Annotated in this window: 20 protein-coding genes; 14 read left to right on the forward strand and 6 right to left on the reverse strand. The window is 62.1% G+C overall.

Going from position 1 to position 22,498, the window contains the following annotated elements; all coding sequences use genetic code 11:
* Positions 1-6 precede the first annotated feature (6 nt).
* The 14 genes from H958_RS46120 (at position 7) to H958_RS0108940 (ending at position 12,403) form a co-directional block, all read left to right on the forward strand.
* On the forward strand, positions 7-165 hold the full coding sequence (locus tag H958_RS46120; protein WP_156027828.1) for a hypothetical protein: 159 nt from the start codon (positions 7-9) through the stop codon (positions 163-165).
* An 88-nt stretch (positions 166-253) separates the two neighbouring features.
* Complete coding sequence (locus H958_RS0108885; RefSeq protein WP_156027830.1) at positions 254-1,246, forward strand: hypothetical protein; 993 nt, start codon at positions 254-256, stop codon at positions 1,244-1,246.
* Between the two features lie 4 nt (positions 1,247-1,250).
* A complete protein-coding gene (locus H958_RS35970) occupies positions 1,251-1,487 on the forward strand; it encodes a hypothetical protein (protein WP_037409731.1) in 237 nt (78 codons plus the stop codon).
* A 20-nt stretch (positions 1,488-1,507) separates the two neighbouring features.
* A complete protein-coding gene (locus H958_RS0108890; protein WP_196807286.1) occupies positions 1,508-1,912 on the forward strand; it encodes a ribonuclease H family protein in 405 nt (134 codons plus the stop codon).
* Positions 1,909-2,406: a hypothetical protein gene (locus H958_RS43020; RefSeq protein WP_051324000.1), complete on the forward strand. Its 498-nt coding sequence runs from the start codon at positions 1,909-1,911 to the stop codon at positions 2,404-2,406. The genes H958_RS0108890 and H958_RS43020 overlap by 4 nt, the downstream gene beginning before the upstream one ends.
* Positions 2,403-5,768 (forward strand): DNA polymerase III subunit alpha, encoded by a 3,366-nt coding sequence (dnaE, locus tag H958_RS0108900; RefSeq protein WP_028058400.1) that lies wholly within the window; start codon positions 2,403-2,405, stop codon positions 5,766-5,768. The genes H958_RS43020 and dnaE overlap by 4 nt, the downstream gene beginning before the upstream one ends.
* Before the next feature lie 8 nt (positions 5,769-5,776).
* Positions 5,777-6,841: a RecA family protein gene (locus H958_RS0108905; RefSeq protein ID WP_028058401.1), complete on the forward strand. Its 1,065-nt coding sequence runs from the start codon at positions 5,777-5,779 to the stop codon at positions 6,839-6,841.
* An 8-nt stretch (positions 6,842-6,849) separates the two neighbouring features.
* On the forward strand, positions 6,850-7,227 hold the full coding sequence (locus H958_RS0108910; RefSeq protein ID WP_156027832.1) for a PDDEXK family nuclease: 378 nt from the start codon (positions 6,850-6,852) through the stop codon (positions 7,225-7,227).
* Positions 7,227-8,000 carry a hypothetical protein gene (locus H958_RS0108915; RefSeq protein WP_028058403.1) on the forward strand — a complete coding sequence of 258 codons (774 nt, stop codon included), beginning with the start codon at positions 7,227-7,229 and terminating at the stop codon, positions 7,998-8,000. The genes H958_RS0108910 and H958_RS0108915 overlap by 1 nt, the downstream gene beginning before the upstream one ends.
* A gap of 124 nt (positions 8,001-8,124) precedes the next feature.
* Positions 8,125-8,664 carry a crossover junction endodeoxyribonuclease RuvC gene (locus H958_RS0108920; RefSeq protein WP_196807287.1) on the forward strand — a complete coding sequence of 180 codons (540 nt, stop codon included), beginning with the start codon at positions 8,125-8,127 and terminating at the stop codon, positions 8,662-8,664.
* Positions 8,661-9,326 (forward strand): sigma-70 RNA polymerase sigma factor region 4 domain-containing protein, encoded by a 666-nt coding sequence (locus H958_RS0108925; RefSeq protein WP_028058405.1) that lies wholly within the window; start codon positions 8,661-8,663, stop codon positions 9,324-9,326. Before H958_RS0108920 ends, H958_RS0108925 begins: the two co-directional genes overlap by 4 nt.
* Positions 9,326-9,793 (forward strand): hypothetical protein, encoded by a 468-nt coding sequence (locus H958_RS46125; protein WP_156027834.1) that lies wholly within the window; start codon positions 9,326-9,328, stop codon positions 9,791-9,793. Before H958_RS0108925 ends, H958_RS46125 begins: the two co-directional genes overlap by 1 nt.
* A gap of 16 nt (positions 9,794-9,809) precedes the next feature.
* Complete coding sequence (locus H958_RS0108935) at positions 9,810-10,436, forward strand: hypothetical protein (protein WP_028058407.1); 627 nt, start codon at positions 9,810-9,812, stop codon at positions 10,434-10,436.
* A complete protein-coding gene (locus tag H958_RS0108940; RefSeq protein WP_028058408.1) occupies positions 10,433-12,403 on the forward strand; it encodes a helicase-related protein in 1,971 nt (656 codons plus the stop codon). Before H958_RS0108935 ends, H958_RS0108940 begins: the two co-directional genes overlap by 4 nt.
* On the opposite strand, the gene H958_RS0108945 is transcribed toward H958_RS0108940, so the two are convergent.
* Genes H958_RS0108945 through H958_RS0108970 form a run of 6 tightly spaced genes read right to left on the reverse strand, consistent with a single transcriptional unit; the run spans position 12,400 to position 22,490 of the window.
* Positions 12,400-13,665 (reverse strand): PKD domain-containing protein, encoded by a 1,266-nt coding sequence (locus H958_RS0108945; RefSeq protein WP_028058409.1) that lies wholly within the window; start codon positions 13,663-13,665, stop codon positions 12,400-12,402. The genes H958_RS0108940 and H958_RS0108945 overlap by 4 nt on opposite strands.
* Positions 13,665-16,061 (reverse strand): hypothetical protein, encoded by a 2,397-nt coding sequence (locus tag H958_RS0108950; RefSeq protein WP_028058410.1) that lies wholly within the window; start codon positions 16,059-16,061, stop codon positions 13,665-13,667. Before H958_RS0108950 ends, H958_RS0108945 begins: the two co-directional genes overlap by 1 nt.
* Positions 16,061-17,695 carry a hypothetical protein gene (locus H958_RS0108955; RefSeq protein ID WP_028058411.1) on the reverse strand — a complete coding sequence of 545 codons (1,635 nt, stop codon included), beginning with the start codon at positions 17,693-17,695 and terminating at the stop codon, positions 16,061-16,063. Before H958_RS0108955 ends, H958_RS0108950 begins: the two co-directional genes overlap by 1 nt.
* Positions 17,696-19,678 (reverse strand): DUF7297 family protein, encoded by a 1,983-nt coding sequence (locus tag H958_RS0108960; protein ID WP_028058412.1) that lies wholly within the window; start codon positions 19,676-19,678, stop codon positions 17,696-17,698.
* Positions 19,678-22,008, reverse strand: coding sequence for a baseplate J/gp47 family protein (locus tag H958_RS43025; protein ID WP_028058413.1), 2,331 nt, complete (start codon positions 22,006-22,008; stop codon positions 19,678-19,680). Before H958_RS43025 ends, H958_RS0108960 begins: the two co-directional genes overlap by 1 nt.
* Positions 22,008-22,490, reverse strand: a complete 483-nt coding sequence (locus H958_RS0108970; protein ID WP_028058414.1) for a hypothetical protein — start codon at positions 22,488-22,490, stop codon at positions 22,008-22,010. The genes H958_RS43025 and H958_RS0108970 overlap by 1 nt, the downstream gene beginning before the upstream one ends.
* Between the last annotated feature and the right edge of the window lie 8 nt (positions 22,491-22,498).

A 22,498-nucleotide genomic window follows, 5' to 3' on the forward strand; every position in this document is an offset into this window, starting at 1 on the left:
AGACAGATGCGTAAGTACACCGGCACCGAGAAGACCGAAGTCCTCACCCCTGACGAGCATCGCCAGGCGGGTGACGCCCTTCGCGAGATGGGCAAGACTTCCGCTCGTGACCTTACCGAGGCCGAACGCCTCCGGTTCATTCAGGTCACGAGCAAGGTCAAGTAGGCACTGGCCGACTACGTAAGTCACGGGCTGCAAGTACCTCTTCCGAGGTCCAAGCCTTAGAAATCACCAGAGTAAAGGAGCAGTATCCATGCCTAACTTTAGGCGCGGCGCAGCGGCCATCGAGCAGGCCGCCACTTCGAAGGCCGGAGGCAACTTCCGCGCATTCGTGCCCGAGATTCAGTGGCGCGAGGACAAGGAGGAGAAGCACGTCCTGTTCCTGACGGCGGTGGAGGAGATCCCGACCATCCAGTACCACGACTGGATCCCGGTAGGCACTGGCGAGAAGGCAAACGGCGAGACCTACACTCGCTATGAGAAGTTCATCTCTCGTAAGGACCCCGCTATTGGCGAGTCCTATGACGAGCTTGAGGACCGACTAGGCGTCAAGCCGAAGACGCGGCAGATTGCCGTCGCCGTCGAGCTTGAGCCGATCACCGAGATGGTCAAGGGCCGCACGAAGGCAGTCGGCTTCTCCGTGGCAACCGATACCTACACCCGCAAGACGGATAACGGTGAGGTAGAGGTGACGCAGCCGAAGGTCGGGCTCGTGGTCCAGGCCGCGCAGAACTTCTTTGGCTGGCTGTCCTCCTATGACGCCTCGCGGGGTCCGATCGAGGAAACCCCGATGCAGATCGTCCGTCGCGGCAAGAACGCCGACACGGCGTATGACTTCATCGCACTGGAAAACCTCCCGGTCGATCTGTCCGCGCTCGTCAACCACATCGACGGCGTCTCCTACCTGGGCAACGCCGAGGAGATCACCGCCTTTGTCAGCAAGCTTCCCGAGGACGACGGCGAGGCGGCCTCGGTCATTGCAGCGGCCCTGCTCGACAAGCGCCTTGAGGAGCTTGCGGACAAGGAGCGTTACGACGAGCTTGTGAATCCGATCGAGGAGATCACGCAGAAGTTCGGCGGGGGCAGCAAGAAGGCGGCTCCGCGCGAGCGCCCGCAGCGGGCATCTCGTCGCGTGAGCGCTCCGGCGTCCGAGGCACCCGAGGCGTCCGAGACGGCCGAGGCTCCCGAGGAGACTAACGCAGAGCGCTTCGCCCGCCTGAAGGACAAGATCGCGCAGCCCGCCTAATTCGATGCGAGTCTCTGATGAGGCCATCGAGTACGCCACGCAGCGCGTAGAGGCACTGATGAGGGTCAACTTCACCCGCCCGAAAGGCGAGCGTAGCGAAACCCTGGAGACAGTGTGGGAGGGGGTCGGCGTGACGAACGTCGACCTCCTGTACCAGCGCGCGGGGGAGATCAGCGAGCACGCCGGTCCCTTCCTTACAGGCGTTCTCTTTGGCCTCTTCGTGAGGCAATTCGACTACTGATGCTCGACACATCTGAGGGCGTGGCCCTCTACACGGACGGATCCTCGAACTACAAGGATAAGTCCGGCGGGTGGGCGTACGTTGCCGCCGACGCCTTCGGTAACCAGACCGAAGGTTGGGGCGCCGAGACGGACGCGACCAATAACCGCATGGAGATGACGGCCGTCATTCGCGGACTCCTGCGTCTGGCGGCCGATTACGGCGAGTGCGAGGTGCTGGTGCGGTCCGACTCCCAATACGTGGTGCTCGGGTGTCAAGACCCGTCGCGCTCGCGCAAGAAGAACACGGACCTCTGGTGGCTGTTGGACACGGCGCTGCTCGGACACTCGTATGTGGAGTTCGAGCACGTGAAGGGTCACGAGGGAGAGCACTTCAACGAGCGCTGCGATGTCCTCGCAGGTGAAGCACGGAAGGGACAGCGATGAGTCTTCAGGAGATGACGGCGTACGCAGTTGATCTCGAACCGTACGAGCTAGCGCAGGCCGCCTACGTGGGTTGCCAGCGTCACATCGAGTCGGTCGCCAAGGGCCTGCCGGATCGCTACGGCGCGGAGAAGGGCGGCTGGAATCTACATATCGAAGGTGCTGCCGGTGAACTCGCGTTCGCGAAGTGCCTCAACGTGTACTGGAGCGGCAGCGTCAACACCTTCGGTGAAGGGGGCGACGTTGGCCAGATTCAGGTACGGACACGAAGCCGTCACGACTACGAGTTGATAATCCGCGAGAAGGACCGCGACGATGACGTGTTTGTCCTCGTCACGGGCGTCAGTCCGGAGTATGTCGTGGTGGGGTGGACATTTGGCGGGATCGCCAAGGCCCACGATGAGTGGCGTAAGACGCATGGAGGGCGCGCGGCTGCCTGGTTTGTGCCCCACGAGGCATTGCGTCCGGTTGACGAACTTTACGAGGTAGTTGCGTGATCGCTCCACTGCATAACCACACGGAGTACTCCGCGCTGGACGGTCTGGCGACTCCTCTGGAGATCGCGCAGCGCTGCCAGTGCATCGGGTGCACCGCAGTCGGCATCACAGACCACGGCACCGTCGCCGGTCACCTGGAGTTCGACAAGGTGATGAGGGCGCACGACCTCAAGCCGATCTTCGGCGTGGAGCTTTACCACGGGCTGAAGTACGGCAACGTGGAGTGGGCGAAGAACGAGCGCGACAACGGGCACTTCATCGTCGGCGCCATGACCGACGAGGGACTGCGAAACGTCTGGCGCATGGTGGACGCAGCGTCACACCCAGACAACTACCGGTACGTCGGCCGCGTCACCTTCCCCATCCTACGCAAGTTCCGCGAGGGAGTCTTTGCGACTTCCGCGTGTATCGCCTCTCCCATCGGGCAGGCGATCATGAAGGAAAAGAACGACCCGTACGCTCTGCTCAACCAGTACCTCGAAGTCTTTGGGGACAACTTCTACATCGAGCTTCACACCTACCCGGGTGAAGAGCACGAGTACCTGAACTCGTGCCTGGTGCAGATGGGGCAGGAGAAGGGCGTGCCGTTCGTATACGCCACGGATGCCCACTTCGCCTCGCCGGAGCAGTACGAGACACATGATGCCTACGTGGCCATGACCTCTGGCGACTCGATCTATACATCGCCCGAGGACCGCAAGATGTGGCACCCGCAGGTGCTGTATATCCAGACCGAGGAGGAGATCCGGGCAAACCTCTCCTACCTCCCCGAGAGCGTCGTGGACGAGGCCATCGCCAACTCCGCGCTGATCGCAGAGAAGTGCAACGCGCGGCTACCGGGGGTCAAGCGTCACCTGGCGCCGTTCTTCCCGAGCGAGTGCCCGTGGCTCACGAAGGACGACAAGCGCCGGGAGATGTCGGCCGCCGAACTGTTCCTCGAACTCGTGGCGGTGGGCATCACGGAGCGCTACGGGCTCGACAACGACGAGGCGTGGGATCGGGCCTATCGCGAGTGCGAGGTCTTCCTGAGCGCCGACACGGGGCTCACAGGCGGCCTGACGCACTACTTCCTCCAGGCGTGGGACATGTGCGAGTTCTGCAACGCGACGAACATCCAGCGTGGGCCGGGGCGAGGTTCGGCGGCAGGCTCCATCGTCGCCTACGCGCTCGGGATCACCGACGTTGACCCCCTGCACTACGGCCTCATCTTCGAGCGCTTCTGGAACGCCGGTCGAGCCAAGGGCTTCCCCGACATCGACCAGGACTTCCCCAAAGCCGATCGCAAGAAGGTACGCGACTACCTCAAGGATAGATGGGGGCACGATCGTGTGCGGACCATCGGCACGATCACCCGGCTGAAGCCGAAGGCCGCCTGCGACAAGACGTGGAAGGTCGCGGAGGTCACCTGGGAAGAGAAGGAGGCGCTGAAGAAGATCATCGACGGCGTCCCCGACATCGACATCCTCGGCCCCGACTCCATCGGATGGGCGGCCGAGAGTGACCCCGGCAAGACGATCTACGTCATGCGCTCTGTGGGCCAGGAGATCATCGAGTGGGTTACCTCACTGGAGGACGACCGCCAGGGCGTCGTGCTCCGATGGATCGAGCTTGTCGAGGCCGCTTGCTCCCGCGTTTCGGGTTACGGAGTACATCCGTCCGGCGTCGTCGTGTCCGATGTGGACCTCTGTGACGAGCTTCCGTGCATGTACAACCGCTCCCAGGAGGAACGCGTCACGTGCTTCCCGATGGGGGACGTGGACAAGCGGATGTTCGTCAAGCACGACTTGCTCGGACTCCGCAACCTGGACACCCTCTCGGACTGGGACGACCAGATCATCGCTGCATTCGAGGGTGCCGACGAGGAGACACGGCAGGACATCCTGAAGAAGATGACCGTGCTCCAGAGGCTGGAGAAGAAGCACGGCATCAGGTGGTCTGGCCTCGACAAGCTGACACACCCTATCGAGATGTGGCAGATGCTGTGGGCCAAGCTCTCCCGAGGTGTCTTCCAGATCGAGGACGGATACGCCGCGTGGCTGGCTCAGGAGCTTCGTCCCCAGTCAATTGAACACCTCTCCGCACTCGTCGCGCTGAACCGTCCAGGGCCGATCCGCTCGGGCGCCCCCGACTCATTCATCACACGTAGTCGCGGAGGCGTAGACGACGAGTTCGACGGCCGCAACATCCCAATTCTCGCGGAGAACCTCGGGGGCACATACGGATGGTTCCTCTATCAGGAGCAGATCATTCGATTCTTCTCCGACCTGGGGTACGACCTCGGTGACGCCGACGCGGTGCGCAAGATGCTCGGCAAGAAGTCGCCCGAAGAGATGCAGCGCCTCATCCACGGCGAGGGTGAATGGGAGGGCAAGGGCTACCTCGAAGTCGCGGGAAAGCTGCTGGGCGAAAGCCTCGCGAAGCAGATCATCAACATCATCGCGGACTTCGCAAAGTACAGCTTCAACAAGGCTCACGCCGTGGCCTACGCGATCATCGCGTTCCGCACGCTATACGCGAAGTATTACTACCCCGCCGAGTTCATCATGGCGTCTATCCGAACGATCGGTGACGACCCGAAGAAGGCAGCGAAGACGGCAGGGTTCATCGGTGAGGGGCGGCGCATGGGCATCGCGGTGCTCACGCCGGACGTACTCGAATCCGAGGCAGACATCGCCGTCAAGGGGTCACATATCTACTTCGGCCTGTCCAACGTCAAGGGCGTCGGCAAGGGAGCGGCGAGGTACGTCCGCGAGTTGTCTCACCTGTATGACGTAACGACCCCCGAGGCACTGACCGACGCCCTGGAGGCCGAGGAGGGCGCGTGGAAGGAAGCGCGCGACGTGGCCAAGGAGAGCGGCACCTCCTTCAAGAAGAAGAGCCCCAAGCAGACGCTCCGCTCGAATCAGATCGCTGCTCTGTACCAGGCGGGCGCCTTCGACAACTACACCGACCGCGACGTAACCCTGCTTGAAAAGCAGAAGCTGGAGAAGGAACTGCTCAGCGTGATCCTCTCCGACGACTGCGCGCGCGTCTTCGCCCGGAACGGCGACGAGATCGACGCCTACCTACGGGGCGACGAGCCGGAGGATGGTTACCTGCTCCTCGAAGACCAGCCCGAGGCGGGATTGCAGGTATCCGTGCCCGGCGTCATCAGTGCAATCGAAGAGAAGACGACTAAGAGAGATGGCAAGGCGATGGGCATCGTGACCATCGAATGGGAGGGTCACGAGTGCGAGTTCGTCGTCTTCCCCAACGACTGGCGATCGTATCGGTTTCTCTGGAACGAGCGTACGCCGGGTTGCTTCACCGTACGTAAGACCGAACGCGGCGTCAGCTTCGTGGACGCCATCAAGCTCGACTAGGAACATACATGAACGATAAGAAGAAGGCGGCGGCGGTCAAGGAGGCCGCCCGCCTTACGCAGAAGTACGGTCACAAGGCCGCCGACGTAGCCAACGTGAGCTATGACTTCGGGGTAACATCCACGGGCGTACTGGCGCTTGACTACAAGCTCGGGACCGGTGGATGGACGGAGGGCCATCCGCACATGATCTTCGGCCCGCGTGACATCGGCAAGTCGTCGTCGCTCGGCCTCGCATCCATCCGAGAGGCACAGCGAGTAGACAAGCTCTGCGGCATCATCGCGCTTGAGCCGGGCGTCGATGAGAAGTGGATGCGCAAGCATGGTGTAGACCCTGAAAGCGTGGTTGTCGCTCGCCCCAACACGGGGGAGGAGGCGTTCGAGATCGCGCTGGAGTGGTGCAACGACGACCTCATCGATCACATCATCTTCGACTCCATCGGGGCCGTCGTCACTGACGCCGAGCGAGACGCGGACGAACTGAAGTCACGCGTCGGCGGTCAATCAAAGCTAATCACAGACGGCGCCAAGCGGCTGCTCATGCCGATCTGGAAGAACAAGAAGACGTTCATCTACCTCAACCAGGTACGCGACGTGATGCAGGGGAACGTTCAGGGCCTGGTGAAGCCGCCAGGCGGCAACGCCTTGGAGCACTCGTGCGCAACCATCCTCCAGATGAAGCCGGTCAACAATCGCTACACCGTAAAGATTGATGGCGAGGACGTGCAGATCGGTCGTACGGTGAGGGCCATTGCCATCCGTAACAAGCTGGCCGAGGGCACTAACGCGAGGGCACAGTTCGACTTCTACGAGAAGGAGTGGCCGGGGTTCCCGTTCGGGATCGACGTAGCGGCGGACGTGATCGCGACGGGCGTCATGACCGGTGTGATCGAGAAGGCGGGCGCGTGGTATCGCCATGGACTCTTCCCGGAGGGGCGACTACAGGGAAAGAAGGGGGTCGCGGAGTTCATCGCGGGTAACCCGGATGCCGTCCCGGAGATTCGCAAGGGCGTACTTCGGAAGATGCGCGATCTGACGCATGTGCCTGAGGCTGCCGAGAGCATGGACGAGTAAGGCAAGAGATGGCAACACGAGGTAGCTCCAAGGCACTCTCGGTCGAGCACGAGGAATGGATTGCCTCGCAATACGGAGGACGGCGTTCGCCGTCCTCCGGCGGGGCCGACAACGATCAGGGCGACGTGCGGACCGAGCACTACCTGATCGAGTGCAAGCTCACCGGTAGGCCGACCAAGCCCGCCAAGTCCACGATGCTGTCCACGTTCGAGAAGATCGCGGAGGAGGCTCACTCCGAGGGCCGCGAGCCGTTACTCGCCTACCGATTCTTCAGCCCTGGCTCGGTGCTCGCGAACTCACAGGGTTGGGTGGACCTCGTGGTCCGCCGCGTCGGAGACGACGTCGAGCTTGTCGACGCAGCGTGGCGCTACGGGGACCTGGCCTGATGGCGCTCAAGCTCGGCCCGCAGCGTGACTGGGTCAAGAACATCGCCCGCCAGTTCAAGGTGGTGCCCCACATCGAGCGCGCGATCGACACGTTGGGCGAATTCGAGTGGTCCGCCGAGTTCGGCGCGAAGGCCGGTGACGATGCCTGGCATCCCTCTGGAGACTGCACGCCCTCGCTGCTGGACCTCTACCTGAAGGCTACCGGCGAGGGGGAACACCGCCCGATCGGCGTGCCTCTCCGCAAGACGTTCCAGGTCGGCCACTTCTGGCACGCGTACCTCCAGGAGGTGATGGTACGCGCCGAGATGGTCGAGCGCAGCAGTATCGAGCGTCGAGGGATGGTCGGATGGGGAGACCTGGCGCGGCGCCACTTCCAGCACGTCGGAGATGTTCCATGGGCCGCTTGGCACTGGGTCACTGGCTCTATCGACGTAGCGAACTACGCCGTGCCGGGACATGGAGAGGCCGTCGTGGACTTCAAGACGATGAACTCCATGGACTTCAAGAAGCAGGATGCTCCCACGTGGACGGCAGACAAGTGGGAGTGCCAGTTGAACATCTACATGGACTGGACCGACTCCGAGACCGCCTTCATCGTCTGCATTGATAAGGGGTCACCACACGAGTTCAAAGAGTTCACGTACGAACGCAACCAGCCACTCATTGACGCGCTCTACCAGAAGTGGGAACTCGTGGCTGAGTGCGTCATGGACGGTGTCCAGCCTCCTGCCGACGAAGAGTTCCCCCTACCCCTGCGAGGACACAACAAGTGATCGAATGCCCGGAGTGTGAAGGCGCTGGCCGCGACGAGGTCGGCCAAGCGTGCTACGTCTGCGATGGACTCGGAGAGGTGTGCAGCACCTGCGGCTTCACGGTCCTGTGTGAGTGCGATGTGACGTGAGAGTACTTGCCCTCGATCCGGGGGCGGCCCGTATGGGGTGGGCCGTGATCGAGGGAGGGAAGGGACAGCAGGCCACGTGGATCGCGTCAGGTATCGCAGGACTTGACCGTGAACGTGCCGATAATGAGAAGTATCAGCCGTACAGGTTGCGGCTGATCGAGTACTGGGCGCTCGCAAGCGGACCATTCCTCGACACATACACGCCCGACTTTGTGGCCAACGAGATCATCCCGCCTGCTACAGGCCGAGCGTTCAAGTCGAACGGGGTTCAGGGTCAGTTGGCCGCAACGGCAATCACCGCGCTTCACACGATGGCAGCGGCCCGAAACATCCAGATCAAGCAATTCGGCGCCACATCCATCAAGAAGGCAATCGCAGGTGACAGCGAGGCGACCAAGGTAGGCGTACGCAACGGCGTGTACGCCCTTATCCCCGAATTGAAGGACATGAAGCACCACCTGTGGACCAAGAAGGAATGGATGGACGAGAGCGATGCCTGCGCAACGGCTCTCGTGGCGCTGGGGTACAAGGCATGACCAGGTTCGAAGTCACGGAACAGGACGTGTGGGTACCGCCGATCGGCAAGTTCACCGAGGGCAAGTGGAAGTCACAGCTTACGGGCAAGGAACGGCGGATCGTCAAGGCGGAACTGCTCAAGAAGGGCAAGCACGTCGAGCCCACGCCGCTCCATCGTGTGCTGCGTGAGGTGTATCGCCACTACCTGGAGTTCCGCGACGTAGTGAGCGCACCCACTGGCGGCTCTGCTGACGGAAAGTCGGCGTCGTCGGTGATCTCCGATAACGGCGTCATCGACTACGGTTACTGGCTCTATGACCTCGATGGCGAGACAACAACCGGCAAGGCGCACGTGACGCTCTCGTTCTGGGACCTCCATCGGGGCCTCAGCACGCTGTCTGACCGTAAGCGGGAGGCCGTCTTTCACAACGTGATTCTGGACAAGCTCCAGCGCGAGGTTGCCGAGGAGATGGGCATCACCACCGTCTCGGTTGGACAGTACGTGGATGCGGCGATGCGACAGCTAGCCGAGGACTACTTCTCAGAGGGAATGAAGATCGAATGTGGGGCTCCGCAGGCTACGACGTTGGAGGAAGTGGACTCTTCAGCGTCCGCTCGGGTTACGCGGCACTCATCAGACGCGAGGAAGCCTACAGCAAGCGTCACGGGAGTGACCTTGTGATGCGTCGCCGTCAGGATGTTGAGGTTCCGGAGACCCTAGAGCCCGGTACGCGGTACTCCTCTGCGGAGCTAGAGGCATATGCCGACAAGCTGCTGAAGGATCAAGCACGCACCGAGGTATGCGTGGATTGCGGCGAGCCCGGCCTAGACACGGGCGTCACCGAAGCGGTGCCGCAGGCAGTAACCGACACCGAGGGCAACGTTCTTGTGCTGGAGTTCGAGCAGGTTGCCTGCGCGAATGGCCACGAGTGGTGGAAGGGTGAAGGCAAGGCGCGCGGGATCGGTGGCGAGCATCCCATCCTCTTCGAGGATCACCTCGCCTCGCGCCGTCGCCGGGAAATCTACACCGCGAACGGCACACCGGACCCCGAGATCGTGTCTGGCATCTACAACCGCACACATCCGCAGGGCCGAAAGGTCAACACAGAGGAGCAGCGCAAGAAGCACGGCGCCAGCTTCTTCCGGTGAAGGAGACGATCTCTGAATGCCTGATTTCCGCAAGAGCGAGTCTGTCGGGGAGGCTCGTGACATCAAGAAGCACTCCGTGACCGCGAGGATCAATAACGATCTACCCGAGCACTACGAGGCGCGCTGCAAGGTGTGCACCTCGAAGTACCGTCACGCGATCGAGCGCATGATTGCGCTGGGCACGAACCATAGTGAGATCGAGCGCACGTTCGCAGGGGAGGTACCGCGTCGCTCCATCTCCAATCACGCCAGGGAGCATCTGTCCTACGAGCAGGCTGCGATCCGGGCGATCATCGAGCACGACGCAAAGCAGATCAACGCGAACTACGAGGAGGGCTTGAACGGGGCTCTCCGGCGTCACGCCTACCTGTCGGCTGGTCTCCAGAAGGCATGGGAAGACCTGATCGAAGGCAACGTCCGAATCGACCCCGCCGTGGCGATTCAGATGATCCAGCAGCTAGACAAGATGGAGAAGGAAACGTCGGTCGCCGCGACCGACGAGTTGTACTTCCAGTTCAACGCCTTCAAGACGGCCGTCCAGCGCATCGTGCCGCGAGACATGTGGGAGGCAATCTTCGAGGAGACGCGCCGGATCGCCGCGCGCGCTGAAGATGTCGGCAGCGCGGAGCTTGAGGAGGGGTGAGCTACGCCCTCCTGGACGACGCCCTGATTGACGAGATCGCGTCCTCCAGCCCCGCCGACCGTGAATCGTGGCTCATCCTAGAGGCGCACGAGCGGTACCTAGGCCATTGGGAGGTCAATAGCCTGGGCGACTTCTTCCGATTCGATCTCCGCGACATCATCGGGCCGCACCGGGTCGTGTCTCCGGCGAATCTGGAGGAGTTCCTCCGTGCCGCTGAGGAGCATGGGTACAGGGTGGCCTTCGGTGAGGACCCCGAGGCCGTCCTAGCCCCCTTTACGCGGCTCGCAGAGGCTGCTCCGGTCACGTTGACCTCAACGCTGCCGGGCACCGTCAACGGACTCCTGCCCTTCCAGGCGCGCGGGGTCAATTTCCTCCGCGACCTCCCTCGTGGTGGCGTAGCGCAGTGGTCCACTGGGACGGGCAAGTCCGTGGCACAGAGCGCCCTCCTGAAGTACCACCTGGAGCGGGGGAGCTTCGACGTGTGCTTGTCTCTCGCCAGGGCGCACAACAAGATCAACACGCAGCGCACCTACTACGCGCTGGCAGGGATCGAGTCCGTCATCCTGGACGGTACCCCGAAGCAGCGCGACAAGACCTATCTCGACATCAACCGGCAACTGGTCTCCGGGAACCCGGTCGTCGTCGTCACGAACTACGAGAAGTTCCGCGATGACTTCTGCTGGTTCGAGAGGTCGAAAAACAAGGAGTGGCTTGCGCGCTTCCATACTGACTTCTCTTTCCTGTTCGAGCGCAACCTCCTGTGCCTTTGGGACGAGATGCCCATGAAGCTCAAGACACGCACCACCAAGCTCTACAAGGCAGTACAGGCGTGTCTCTATGACGCCGCCTACCCCCGTTGGGACAAGAGACGCGCGGAGAGTCTGCGGCAGTATATGTTCTCCGCTACACCGATCGAGAACGACCCTGAGGACTGGTTCAACTGCGTGCGGCTAATCGACCCGGATTGCTACGGGACAGTAAAGGACTTCCGCGAGCGGTACGTCAAGCGCTACTCGTTCTTCGACAACAGCAAGCCGGAGGAGTGGCACAACCTGGACGACATGGAGCTACGGGCCGCCCACATCGTCCACCAGGTAGACAAGGAGCGCGATCCCGAGATCAGGGCACAGTTCCCGACGAAGGTCGAGGAAGTGAAGGTACTCGACTGGCACGAGCCCCACCGCAAGGTCTACGACAGGCTGTTGAGGCTCTCCAAGGAGTACGCCGAGGGGAGCGAAGATGACGAGGGCCAGAAGCTCAACATCCTCGGCGTCATCGGCGTCCTTCAGATGCTCTGCAACGCTCCGTCTGCTATCGGCCGGTCAGCGGCCCTTCGTGAGGTCTTTCTGGGCGCCGTAGAGGACGGCGACGAGGCAGCCAAGGCTCAGGGCTCGGAAGTCGCGCGCAGGCTTGTAGAAGACCTCGGAACGATCCCCACGGATGAGGGGCACACGAAGTTCGAGCAGCTACGCAACGACATCACGGTGCGGTTCAAGCGCCAGAAGGTCATCGTGTTCACGGCGGGCAACGAGACGATCATCCCCATCATCGAGCAGCACTTCCAAGAGTGGGGCGTCTCATACGTGCGTTACGACGGATCGCGTACGCAGATGCAGGAGGCCGAGGACAGCTTCAAAGGCGATCCGGACGTTCAGGTCTTCCTCTCCTCGGACAAGGGCTCGGACTCGATCTCGTTGGAATGCGCCGTAGCCACGATCAACTACGACGGCCCGTGGAAGTGGTCAACCCGCAAACAGCGAATCAACCGCAACGACCGAGTCACGACGCAGCACGAGACGCTTTGGGTAATCGACTACGTCATGGCCAACTCCGTCGAGGATCGCAAGCGCGCCGTGGTGGCGAAGAAGCAGGGATACCATCAGGCGGTGTTCGAGGGCGTGATCGCCAATCAGTCGTTGTCGGCGGGGATGAGCGGAGCCGACCTCCGCTACATTCTCTCGGGTTAGGAGAGTACGTTGACCATATCGATGTACGTGTTGCCCTGGCCGCCGCTGAAGTACGCCTTCACCTGTGTAGCCAACGCGGGGGTTGCGAGAGAGGCACGTTGAGTCCACGTAGTGCCGTCCGGGCTCGTCTCGAAGTAGCTCGTGCCCCCGCTTTCGCGCAGCCGCAGCCACGCCATGCTGGTTGCGTTGTACGCGATGGAGCCGACCGGCGTCGAATTGAGCAGGAAGGAGAGCGTGCCGTCACTGTACTGGAAGAACAGGCCAGCGGCGGAATTTGTGGCACTCGTGATTCCTAGATCACAGGGGATCACGGCGTTGATTGGCGGGCCAGAAAAGCCGCCGCTGGGCTGTACCTTGAGCGCTAGGGTGCTGTTGGTGAAGTCATAAGTCCGGACGGACATGAAGAAGCTATTCTTGTCAATGACTGCGCGGCCAGCATCGATGAATGCGAGGCTCGCAGTCCACTGCGGACCGAAGGAACCGCTATTGAAGTTGTCCGCGAGGACGGCGATCGGCGCAAGCAGGACGGTCGCACTGGCAACAACGGTGCCAGTCGCGGAGAGGGTCGAGTCTCCGGGCTTGGTCGCCTGGAACCCGCCGCCGCTCAAGCTACCGGACGCGGAGAGTGCGGCCGACGCCAACTGCGCCGCCTGCGTGCCGCTGGCGGTGAGCGAGCCGGACGCGGACACGGACACGGACGCCCGTACGGTCGCCTGAATACCCATCGCGGCGAGGGAACCGCTGGCGTCGAGCGGGAGGCTCGTCAGCTTGACCGGCAACGTCGGAGTGAGCGCCACCTCGCTGTTCCCAGACAGATTGATGACACCGAACCGCGTGACCTGGGCCAGGCTCATGTAGTGACCCACAGTCACTACGTCCCCGAAGTTGTCGGTCGTCCTGAGGGTCACGCGCACGCCGGGGGATGCGGTTGTGAACACGTGAGCGACGGTCTGGCCGACCCCCTTCGTGCCGTCTCCAAAGTTCCATTCCCAGCGTACGATCGAGCGCGGCGGGCCAGGCGGTGGCAGGAAGGAACCCTCGAATGTGATGAGGGTATTTACCTGCGTGCTGAAGGTGCCAGTCGGAGTGCCGTCATCGTAGAAGAGAGGCGCAAGCTGAGGCGTCCAGCGGAAGTCGATCGCGACGGTCTGACGCGCCGCCGGAACCTTGCTCAGGTGGTCAACAGGGTTCTCGGGAGCGCGGAAGCGTCCCTGACCCATGAAGGCGACGTTCTGGTCTGCGGTGACGATAATTGCGGGCATCAGACTGTCTTGGTGACGACCATGCGGTCACCGTGGTAGAAATGAACGGTCATCGCGATCGTGTACGTGCTCGGGATCGCGTACGTGTGAGACGCCTGGAGACCGTAATCGATGGCGCCGTCGCCCCAGTCCCATTCGACCAGGCTGACGTTGGCCAGCAGGGCCGAACCGCCGAGGCCCTTTACTGCCGTGACGATGGCTGCGAGATCGTCGGTATCGATGGTGAAGTCCACGTCGAACGTGTACGTGGTCCCTACAGGGTCTCCAATGTCCGTCCAAACGAGGCGGCCCGGCTGCGCGTACTGCGGAATGATCTTCACCGAGGTGAGAGAAGCATCCTGGCGGTTAGCGATGCACCGTGCCCGTAGCTCGAATCCCGGCTGATCGAAAAGCACACCACCGGTCTGCGAGTTCGTTACATCGCGCAGCGGCAGCCAATCGGCCGTGTTGTCGCCCCAAGGGTCGAGCGGTGTCGCGCGTGCCGACCACTCCAGCGGAACGTGAGAGATCGAGAAGTTGGCGACGTAGAACACCGCGTCACTCCCCGTGCTCAGCGCGACGATATTGTTGCCAGGCAGCACGGACGCGATCTCGGAGAGGTCGAACTCAAGCGTGTGCCAGCGGTCAACCGGAACCCGTCCGACGTTGAGCGGGGTACTGTGTGCGACGCTGCTGAAGTGACGCAGGCGCTCATACGTCACCGCTAGCTCGGCCCCCGCCTCTGCCGCCGCGCTCGGAATGAATACATCGACGCTCACGCGGGTGTGCCTGAGCGAGTGGGTGGAGAAGAAGTTCGAGCGAACGCGGCCCAGCGCCGTCGTCGGCTTGATCGCGAATGCATTGTCTCCCCGGTCGGGAGCGGCGATCACGTCAGCATTCTCTCCGACGTACCCGGTGAATAGCTCGCGAGTGGCGCTACCACCGAAGAACACCTGGGCGCCAGATACGGGTGAGATCGACCGGAGTGGCTGCGAGCGATACTCCGCGAAGTTGACGGAGTAGGGAATGATGTCCTGGATGAAGGCGTCGCCGTCAACGAAGTTGGCGTACACGCCGACACGCCCACTCCGGCGACGGAGGACCGAGCCGTCTGTGAGCACGGTCGAGTCAAAGAGTGTTGCGGCGTCCTCTAGTCTCTCTGTATCGGACGAGAGGACGCGCACTCGGATGGACTCCTCCTCTAGCTCGACGGTCAAGATGTAGCGTGTATCGTCCGTGCCGTTCAGCGGTGGTAGAGTGAACTGCGGGAAGGGATAGACGTTACCGTCCGTGTCACGCACCTCGACGTTAGCGAGGTGGGCGGCATCCCATACGAGCGTGGACTGAATCCACGCTGCGGTGAACAGGTCCGGCTTGGCGTCAAGCGCCCATTGGAACTGATCGTCAAGCAGTGACTGCGCAAGCCCTTCGAGGTCGCGCTGCGTCTTGGCGCTGTACTTCGCCACGCCGTAGTCGGGCTGCGCCCCAGCCGCGTCAAGCTCGGCCATCGTGACACCGTTGAGGTCAAGCATGATCTCGTTGTCGAATGACCCCTCACGCATGTAGACGCGAATCTCGCCAGGGCTATTCATGCGCCCGGGGGAGAACAGGATCGCTTCGGACACATCGATGGGCTTCGGGTCGTCGGCGCCCGCCCGACCGTCAGAACGGAACAGGATGGGGAAGTTGGTCGGGACGAGCGGATCGATGATGGATGACTGGGGGAACGGATATGAGCTTCCCAGTACTAGGCCCGACTTGGGAACAGGATTCATCATCGCCCGGAAGAGCGTGTTGATGTCGAGCGGGGCACCCATCCAATCCGGGCTAAGGAGACGGATGGCGGCGAACTTGAAGAACGTCGAGGCGGTTCCGAACATGCCGATCCGTACTCCCGTGATGGTCCCACTCAGAGGAGCGAGGACGGAAATCGGCCATTCGATGATCTGGTTGACGGCGGCACTGCCCTGAGGGTAGGACGCGGTATTGAGGAAGAGCTTGACGGTCGGACCAATTGAGAAGCTGCCGCCTGCGGCCGCAGTTAGCTCAATGTATGACGCAGCATGGTCGATGACCGCGTCGTCCCAGCTAGGCGCGTCGAGCGTTAGCTTCCAGTCGTCTCCCACCGAAGCGATGTCCACCGGCCGATTTGAGATCGACGTGGCGATATTGCCGGTCGGAGCAGTCGGGAGGTTGAGGAGTACGCTGTCCGTGCCATTGAAGAGTGAGCCTGCCGCAGAGAACGTCCAGTTCTCCTGCCAATAGTTCGCGCTCTGCGACATGAAGCAGCGGATGTCGATGTGCTGCTGCTTGCGAAGCTGCGCGCGCTGGGCTGCGTCGTAGCAGTCGTACCCAACGAGCGTGCCGGTCGGGTGGTCGAAGTGGTCGGCAATCGGTACCTCGCGTGCGCTAAGCATCAAACATTCACCACCGGGGGATCGCCAACAATGAAGTCGTTGCGCTCGGCGTTGACGAAGTCGCCCATATGCTCCATGTACATGGCGGTGTCGCTCTCGACGGAGTAGTTCTCGCGGGTGAACGCGATCTCATTGATTCCGACGAAGTACGCACGATCCTGGTCTAGTACCGCAGAGACCTCGCGATACCGGTGGCGGCACGCGACAAAGAAGTACATCACCGGGAAGGTCTGCTCGAAGATCACCGCCTCGCGGTCCAGCGATGACACCGCTGTGCTGACGGCCGACGTGGGGGGCAGCGTTTCAACCGGATAGGAGCCCGGCGTCGAAAGAGCAGTGAGCGCTACCTCCCCGAGGAGGTTGCGCGCGACGTTCCGCACGGCGGGGTCGGAGAGGTACGGCCTCATGGCGACGCTAATGAGCGCCTGTGTCTGCGGATCGACCAGGTTGGTCAGGTCAGATGTGAGGAACGGCTGCACGCGTGCGGCGTCATCGGGCGACGTGAATCCCGGTCCGTCCGGCGACTGGAGGAGATCGTCCCGGTAGTAGCGGAACGCGAGGTCGTAGGCGTTGAAGGTGACGCGCTTCTGGTTAGCAACGAAGGCAGCGCTGGAGGACGGCCGTGCCGCCTCGGTGAGGACGAGGAAGTAGTCGAGCACCCACGCTGGGTGCTTCTTGTACGTCAGTGGCTTCTGGAAGGCTCCGGGGGAGTAGGACTTTGCCTGGAGGTGAGAGAACTCGACCTTGATGAACTTGGCCTTGACCGGCGTGGGCAGGACGAAGGTGTCTCGCGTAGTCATCTTGTACGACTTCGGGATAGGGGTCCAGATGCGCTCTTCCCAGGAGGTATCGTCTGCGCCAGGCTCGCCATCATCGGAGTAGTACAGGTGGACCCATACGTTGGGCGTAATGGGGTCTAGAAGCACACGGTCAACGACCTGAGGGCGCCCAAACGAATCGCGCATGTCGAAATAGCGTGAGACAACGGCGAACTGCGAGGGCTGTGGGGAGGAGAGCCAGTATCCGTCGAGCGAGGAGGTCGGGTCGGATTCAGCGGCGGCCTTGACGATGGCGACGGAACGGTAGGTGTTCCCGAGGAAGTCGGTGCCGGAATCCGTCACGCCCGCGAGGATGCGGTACATGAACGAGTACTGGCGCCCAGCGTCTACGAGCGGGGTACTGCCGTCTGCGCCGAGTGCCACGCCGCTGTTATCGGGGTTAGGGCACGTGTACCAAAAGCGGGCAATTCCCGAGACGATGATGAAGGAGATGCGGAACTCGTCATCTAGCTTGTCGTCTACGGGGATTGGATGGTCCGCGAGGCACGTCATCCACACTTCGTTGCCAATCGTCGGTGCGCCCGTAGTGAGCCCACTGGCGAGTGCGATCCACGTGGCAGACGTAGACGGCCGGTGTTCGACGGTCCAGGACAGACGTGCGTCTGCGGCGGCAATCCCAACGAATAGCTGGAAGCCCGTGAGAGCCGGGACGACGCTCTCTCGTACGTAGTCAGGCGGGAGCCTGAAGGTCTGGTACTTGCGCGTCGTGGTGTCGATGTGGCTGCTGCCGTTCTCGTAGACTGCGTTCTGGTTGATGACGACACCGCTGTAATAGCGGTTGAGAAGATCGGTCATTTAGTTGCTCACGTTGCGCCCGAGCCGGAGGTTGCGCACCTCGACGCTCCAGGGTGCGGACACCCGCGTCACTGGGTTCAGCAGGAATGGCCGAGTCGGTGTGACGACTCGGTCGAGCTTGATACGAACGAAGCGCGTATAGAAGGGTTCGCCTCTTACGTCTGAGAAGTTGAACTCCAGGTAGGTCCATCCGCTAGCGGAGGCCGACACCTGATCCGGGTAGTCGATGCCACCCACCGGGCTGACGGACACGAACTTGCGGCGCGGGTGCTGATCGAGTATGTCTACGGCTACCTCGATCTGCATTGGCTTCGTCAGCGTCTCGAAGCCGATGAAGTTGACTACTTGTACCGTGCCCAGGTCGAGTTCGAGGTACTCGGCTCCGGCGATGCGCTCTACCGATGACCAGTACTGCTCGTCCTTGTAGATGATCTGGCGAGTGCCAGGCAGACTGGCGTAGGAGGCGTCATAGATTCCGTTGACGAGGCCGCCTGCGCCCATGATGGGCTGCTCGGGATAGTCCGCGAGTGCCCGGTCTGAGGTATACCTGATACCTGCGTCGGCGCCCAGCATGGGGTAGATCGCGCGCTGGTCGGGGCCGAAGGGGCCGATGTGCTCAGAGACGTAGAGAGCGGTGCTCGTGCGATCGGCCTCGTAGTTGGCGTCATCGAGCGCGGCCTGGCCGTAGGCGACCGTGGACACCACGTCATGGAATCCACGGTAGTGCTGGGCGTCGGATCCGTAGGCGCGCGGAGCCTGCTTCTCCTTGCCTCCCTCGATCCAGCCACTGGACGGCCACGGAACCGCGTGGAGGCCATTCACGAACCGTAGTACCTCCGTGAACTCGGAGGACGCGAAGTCCGTCAGCGGGGCCTGGCGCTGGCGCGTGCCCGAGCCGGAAGACACTGTTGGGATCATCGTGACCGGCTTGATGCGGTCGAGCGCCTGCTGAAGGTGGTAGAGGTCACGTGGCGGGATGTCCACGACCTCTTCCGTGGCGTCCACGCCGCCGTGGAGCGTCTTGATGACGACTGCGGGGTTCAGGCCGCCGCTGAGTGTCTTGGATTCGACGGTGAGCGGCAACGTGTCCTGACGTGCGAGCTTGCCCTGAAAGGTCACCGTCCAGGGGATGTCGGGGCCGGGGCCGCCGGTTACCCGCACGTTTCCCTCTCCGATATCAGGGATCGCCTCTAGGGCCTCCTGGACGCCGAGTGTGTCGAGCGCTGGGTTCTCCGGATCGGTGAGGTCCCAGGAGGAGATGGCCGGGGCGTTCCATGGCACGTTGCGACGGGTGACGTTCGACGTGATGCGACCGTTGTAGCTAAAGATGATGGCGCCACTCGTGGGTCCGCCGACGATCTTGATCTCTTGGACCTCGGAGGTGCTGATCTCCTGGCGCGGGATAACGATCATCTCTTCCGTCGAGACGGTCTTGCCGAAGCTGCGGAAGCCCACGGGCCGGTCGGTGTGAACGTCGTAGAGGTACTTGTAGTTCTCCACAATCTCCACGTCGTGCCCGAGCCCGGCACGTGCGACCAACTGCATACCCTGCGGAGAGTTCCCGAGTCGCGCGCCGCCGAGGAAGTCCAGCGCGCGGCTGCGGTAGGCAGCGTCGCGGGCAGTGATCTGCGCTCGTGCGTCGGAGTCGGCGGCGTCGGCGGTGTCGTACTCCTCTTCGAGGATGCGGCCGAAGCCGAGAGGGTTGCCGAAGAATGCGTCGAGGTCGAAGAGTTCGAGCCCCATCTCCTCTAGCTTCAGCCGGGCCTTGAGGTAGTTGTCGCTCAGCGACCCTACGCCCGAGGGACCCAGGAGTGCGTAAATGAATCGTAGGAGGTGGGATTCTGGCGACTTGTGATAGAGGCCGTCCGGGAAGCGGTTGAGCAGGCCGACAGGGTTCTCCGCGCCTCCGAGCGCTTCAACGATGAACTGCTGGGGGATGACGGCGCTGATCTGCGGCGCAGATGTCAGTGTCTCATCAGCCATTAGAAGCTCCAGGTGTTCTGCGCCTTAGCCCTGATGATGAGGCCGGGTACCGAGTCGCCTGGGACGGCCTGCTCAGGCAGGGACGGAAGTTCATCATCTGCGAGGAAGAAATCTGAGTCATGGGTGTACACGCCGCCGACGAAAGTGGTGCTCTTCAAGCGCAGCTTCGGTCGGACTCCATTGGCGCTATAGGTAATGACCCACGGAATCGTGGCCACGCCTGAGCCCTGGACATCGAGCATAGTGTCGCCGGTGAGGGTTCGGAGTGCGTCCCGAAGGGTCGGATTAGAGACGATGACGCCCAATGTCGTCGTCGCGCCCGTGTCGGTGCGCTCGATCGTCCACTCCCCCGACTGCGGCGTGCCGGTGAAGTACCAGCTAAGCTGCTCCATCCGTGAGGCATTGCCCAGTACGACGGTATCCATGAGCACACTCGTGCGCTGAGTGCCATCGACGTTGCAGCCCGCAACGCGGTAGTTGGACGGTGCGTGCACCGCGTCGGCCGACCAGCGCACGTTGTCCACGGCGGGGACGTTGTGAATTGCCTGGAGGAGGTCGGATAGCTGGATGGCGGTGCCGAAGTACTGACTCTTGAAGTACGCCTGCACAGCGTCGCGGATCGCGAGATTTGTTGCTGCCACGCTCGCCCCCGGTCCGTACATGACGGCGATATCGAGCTTGAAGTAGCGCGTAGTCGCCTTGTGCGCGAGCACGTCCGTGGTCGTCTGTCGGGAGCCGTCCACCGTCGCCTGAAGGTCATAGATGTTCTTGTCGTATGCGTACTGTGCGACCGTGACGCTCGGCTCGGTGTTCAGCGCGACGACCGGTCCAGTCCACATCGTCGGGGAATCCGGATCGTCGTCGGCAGCCTGACCGGGCAGGTACTTATCCCATTCGATGCCATTGCGGGCTCGTACGGTGCCACGAAGCTCGGAGACATCCTCTACGAGCCAGTAGTGAAGGTCGCGATAGTAGATGGTGCTGCCGATCTTGATGCTGTCGGGAATGTCTGCCACGGGCTGGAGGAACAGCGGCGTGAAGAGGTTCCCCAGCATCGGGCGATGTTCCACTTCACCCACACGGCGATAGTTCTCGCGGTAGTACGGATGGTTGGGGTCCGCTGTGAAGGTGTTGAGCGGGTTCGGAATGCCGATCACGCAGTCCGCGAGCGTGGCATTTCCTCCATCTACGAAGATGTCAACCGCATTGGTGATGTTTCGCTCGTAGTCGTTACGTGAAGAGGTCGACAGATAGGAGTGTTCGAACAGCACCACGTCGCCGGGCCGCACACCCTGGATCGAAGCATCGGCGGACGGGTCGATCACATTCAGGAATGTGATGCTCGGGCGGAAGCGGTTGCCCGGAAACAACGGGTCGAGTGTCAGGTCGTACTCGGGCACCTCATCGAAGAAGCGCCAGGCGTCCCCTCGGTTCTTGTCATCGGGGTCGACGTTGAGTCTGAAGTCGGTTACCTCGCGATAGAAGAGGGCTTCGGCGCCGAGCTTCCCGTTGGAGACAAAGTACGGAACCTGAGTGTAGGTGTACTTCGAGAAGGGCACGGTCGACATCGCCGTGGTCCACGTCCCTGTCATCGGGAACGGCGGCGGGTCGCCAGCGTAGGTTGCGTCGTCCGGGACGGGGACCTGGATGTACTCGCGGTAGCGAGAGATCGGGCCTACGACGTTTGCCTTGGTGGAGTACGGCGTGGCAATCGCGAGCGCGAGGTACTGATCGGTCGTGCCCGAGACGTTGCGGAAGACGGTGTTCTTGAATCGTGCCTTGAGTTCATCGTCGGACTCCTGATCTAGACCGCCGGAAGTGGGGACGGTATTGAATACCCCGTCGAATCCGACACCATTGACGTACTGTGTGATCGCCTGCGCGGCCACGTTACCGAGGGCACCCGGCACTAGCGCCTGGATCGGAGCGACCACGGAAGTCTCGCCCATACGGATCGTTACGTCGAACGTAGTCTGGAAAAAGACATCGGCGGCGTCGAGTGACGCGACGACCCTCTGACCGGCGGGGATCCGGATATCCGTGAGCGCGGGTTGCGACCGGCTGAACGTCACAAAGCCGGTCGCGGCGACAGCGGACTGACGCCCGAAGTTGAAGATCGCCAGGAACTTGTCGAGGCTACTTCCGATCTTGGAGTCAATGTCGAGCCCGCCGGAGAGCGCGGTAAGGTCGATGGTGCTGTCCGCGATCTTCTGCGCGAACGCATCGATCAGCAGGCGCTCGGGCGTGCCGATCTCTGCGGAGATTGCCGGATCGAGAACCTTTAGCTGGTTGACGATCTGTAGTGCGATGTCTCGGGAGGTTACGGCCATTAGCGAGCTACCAGTGAGTTGTCAGAGATGGGCAGTGCTACGTCAACGGTGTCGCCGCTACCGGTAGCGAGGGTGACGAGGACTGCGAGGGTGGTGGACGTCTGGATGGCCCGCACGCCCGACACCCCTACTAGGATTTCGGAGGCGGTAAGGGTGGACTTGGAGTACCTCTGCCTCTCCTCCTTGATCCGCCGTAGCTGGCGGTTCTGAAAGTACTCAGCGATGCGACGGATCTCCGTCTCGATCACCGCTAGCGCCAACTGGGTGTCCGTCGCCCCAATCACGCCGGGGACTGCGCGTCCGTCAGGAGTGACGCCGCCGTCAATGAGCGAGCCCCAGCCCGGATGCATAGGGTCGCTTCCCATCTCGGTGAGCACGGCGCAGCGGAAGTCCTGCACGAGCTTGGCCTGGCCAGTGACCTTGCCAAGCTGCGCGCCCTGAACATCAAAGTCGCCGTTACGTAGGAATAGGCTCCAAGTCATCGTCTCCT

Origin of the sequence: Candidatus Solirubrobacter pratensis (genome assembly GCF_000425945.1) — a bacterium.
Taxonomy (GTDB): domain Bacteria; phylum Actinomycetota; class Thermoleophilia; order Solirubrobacterales; family Solirubrobacteraceae; genus Solirubrobacter; species Solirubrobacter pratensis.

Bases quoted from the DNA above. Each gene is read 5' to 3' on its own strand.
- H958_RS46120 (WP_156027828.1), top strand. From the start codon at position 7: ATGCGTAAGTACACCGGCACCGAGAAGACCGAAGTCCTCACCCCTGAC.
- H958_RS0108885 (WP_156027830.1), top strand. From the start codon at position 254: ATGCCTAACTTTAGGCGCGGCGCAGCGGCCATCGAGCAGGCCGCCACT.
- H958_RS35970 (WP_037409731.1), top strand. From the start codon at position 1,251: ATGCGAGTCTCTGATGAGGCCATCGAGTACGCCACGCAGCGCGTAGAG.
- H958_RS43020 (WP_051324000.1), top strand. From the start codon at position 1,909: ATGAGTCTTCAGGAGATGACGGCGTACGCAGTTGATCTCGAACCGTAC.
- H958_RS0108905 (WP_028058401.1), top strand. From the start codon at position 5,777: ATGAACGATAAGAAGAAGGCGGCGGCGGTCAAGGAGGCCGCCCGCCTT.
- H958_RS0108910 (WP_156027832.1), top strand. From the start codon at position 6,850: ATGGCAACACGAGGTAGCTCCAAGGCACTCTCGGTCGAGCACGAGGAA.
- H958_RS0108915 (WP_028058403.1), top strand. From the start codon at position 7,227: ATGGCGCTCAAGCTCGGCCCGCAGCGTGACTGGGTCAAGAACATCGCC.
- H958_RS0108925 (WP_028058405.1), top strand. From the start codon at position 8,661: ATGACCAGGTTCGAAGTCACGGAACAGGACGTGTGGGTACCGCCGATC.
- H958_RS46125 (WP_156027834.1), top strand. From the start codon at position 9,326: ATGCGTCGCCGTCAGGATGTTGAGGTTCCGGAGACCCTAGAGCCCGGT.
- H958_RS0108935 (WP_028058407.1), top strand. From the start codon at position 9,810: ATGCCTGATTTCCGCAAGAGCGAGTCTGTCGGGGAGGCTCGTGACATC.
- H958_RS0108945 (WP_028058409.1), bottom strand. From the start codon at position 13,665: ATGCCCGCAATTATCGTCACCGCAGACCAGAACGTCGCCTTCATGGGT.
- H958_RS0108950 (WP_028058410.1), bottom strand. From the start codon at position 16,061: ATGCTTAGCGCACGCGAGGTACCGATTGCCGACCACTTCGACCACCCG.
- H958_RS0108955 (WP_028058411.1), bottom strand. From the start codon at position 17,695: ATGACCGATCTTCTCAACCGCTATTACAGCGGTGTCGTCATCAACCAG.
- H958_RS0108960 (WP_028058412.1), bottom strand. From the start codon at position 19,678: ATGGCTGATGAGACACTGACATCTGCGCCGCAGATCAGCGCCGTCATC.
- H958_RS43025 (WP_028058413.1), bottom strand. From the start codon at position 22,008: ATGGCCGTAACCTCCCGAGACATCGCACTACAGATCGTCAACCAGCTA.
- H958_RS0108970 (WP_028058414.1), bottom strand. From the start codon at position 22,490: ATGACTTGGAGCCTATTCCTACGTAACGGCGACTTTGATGTTCAGGGC.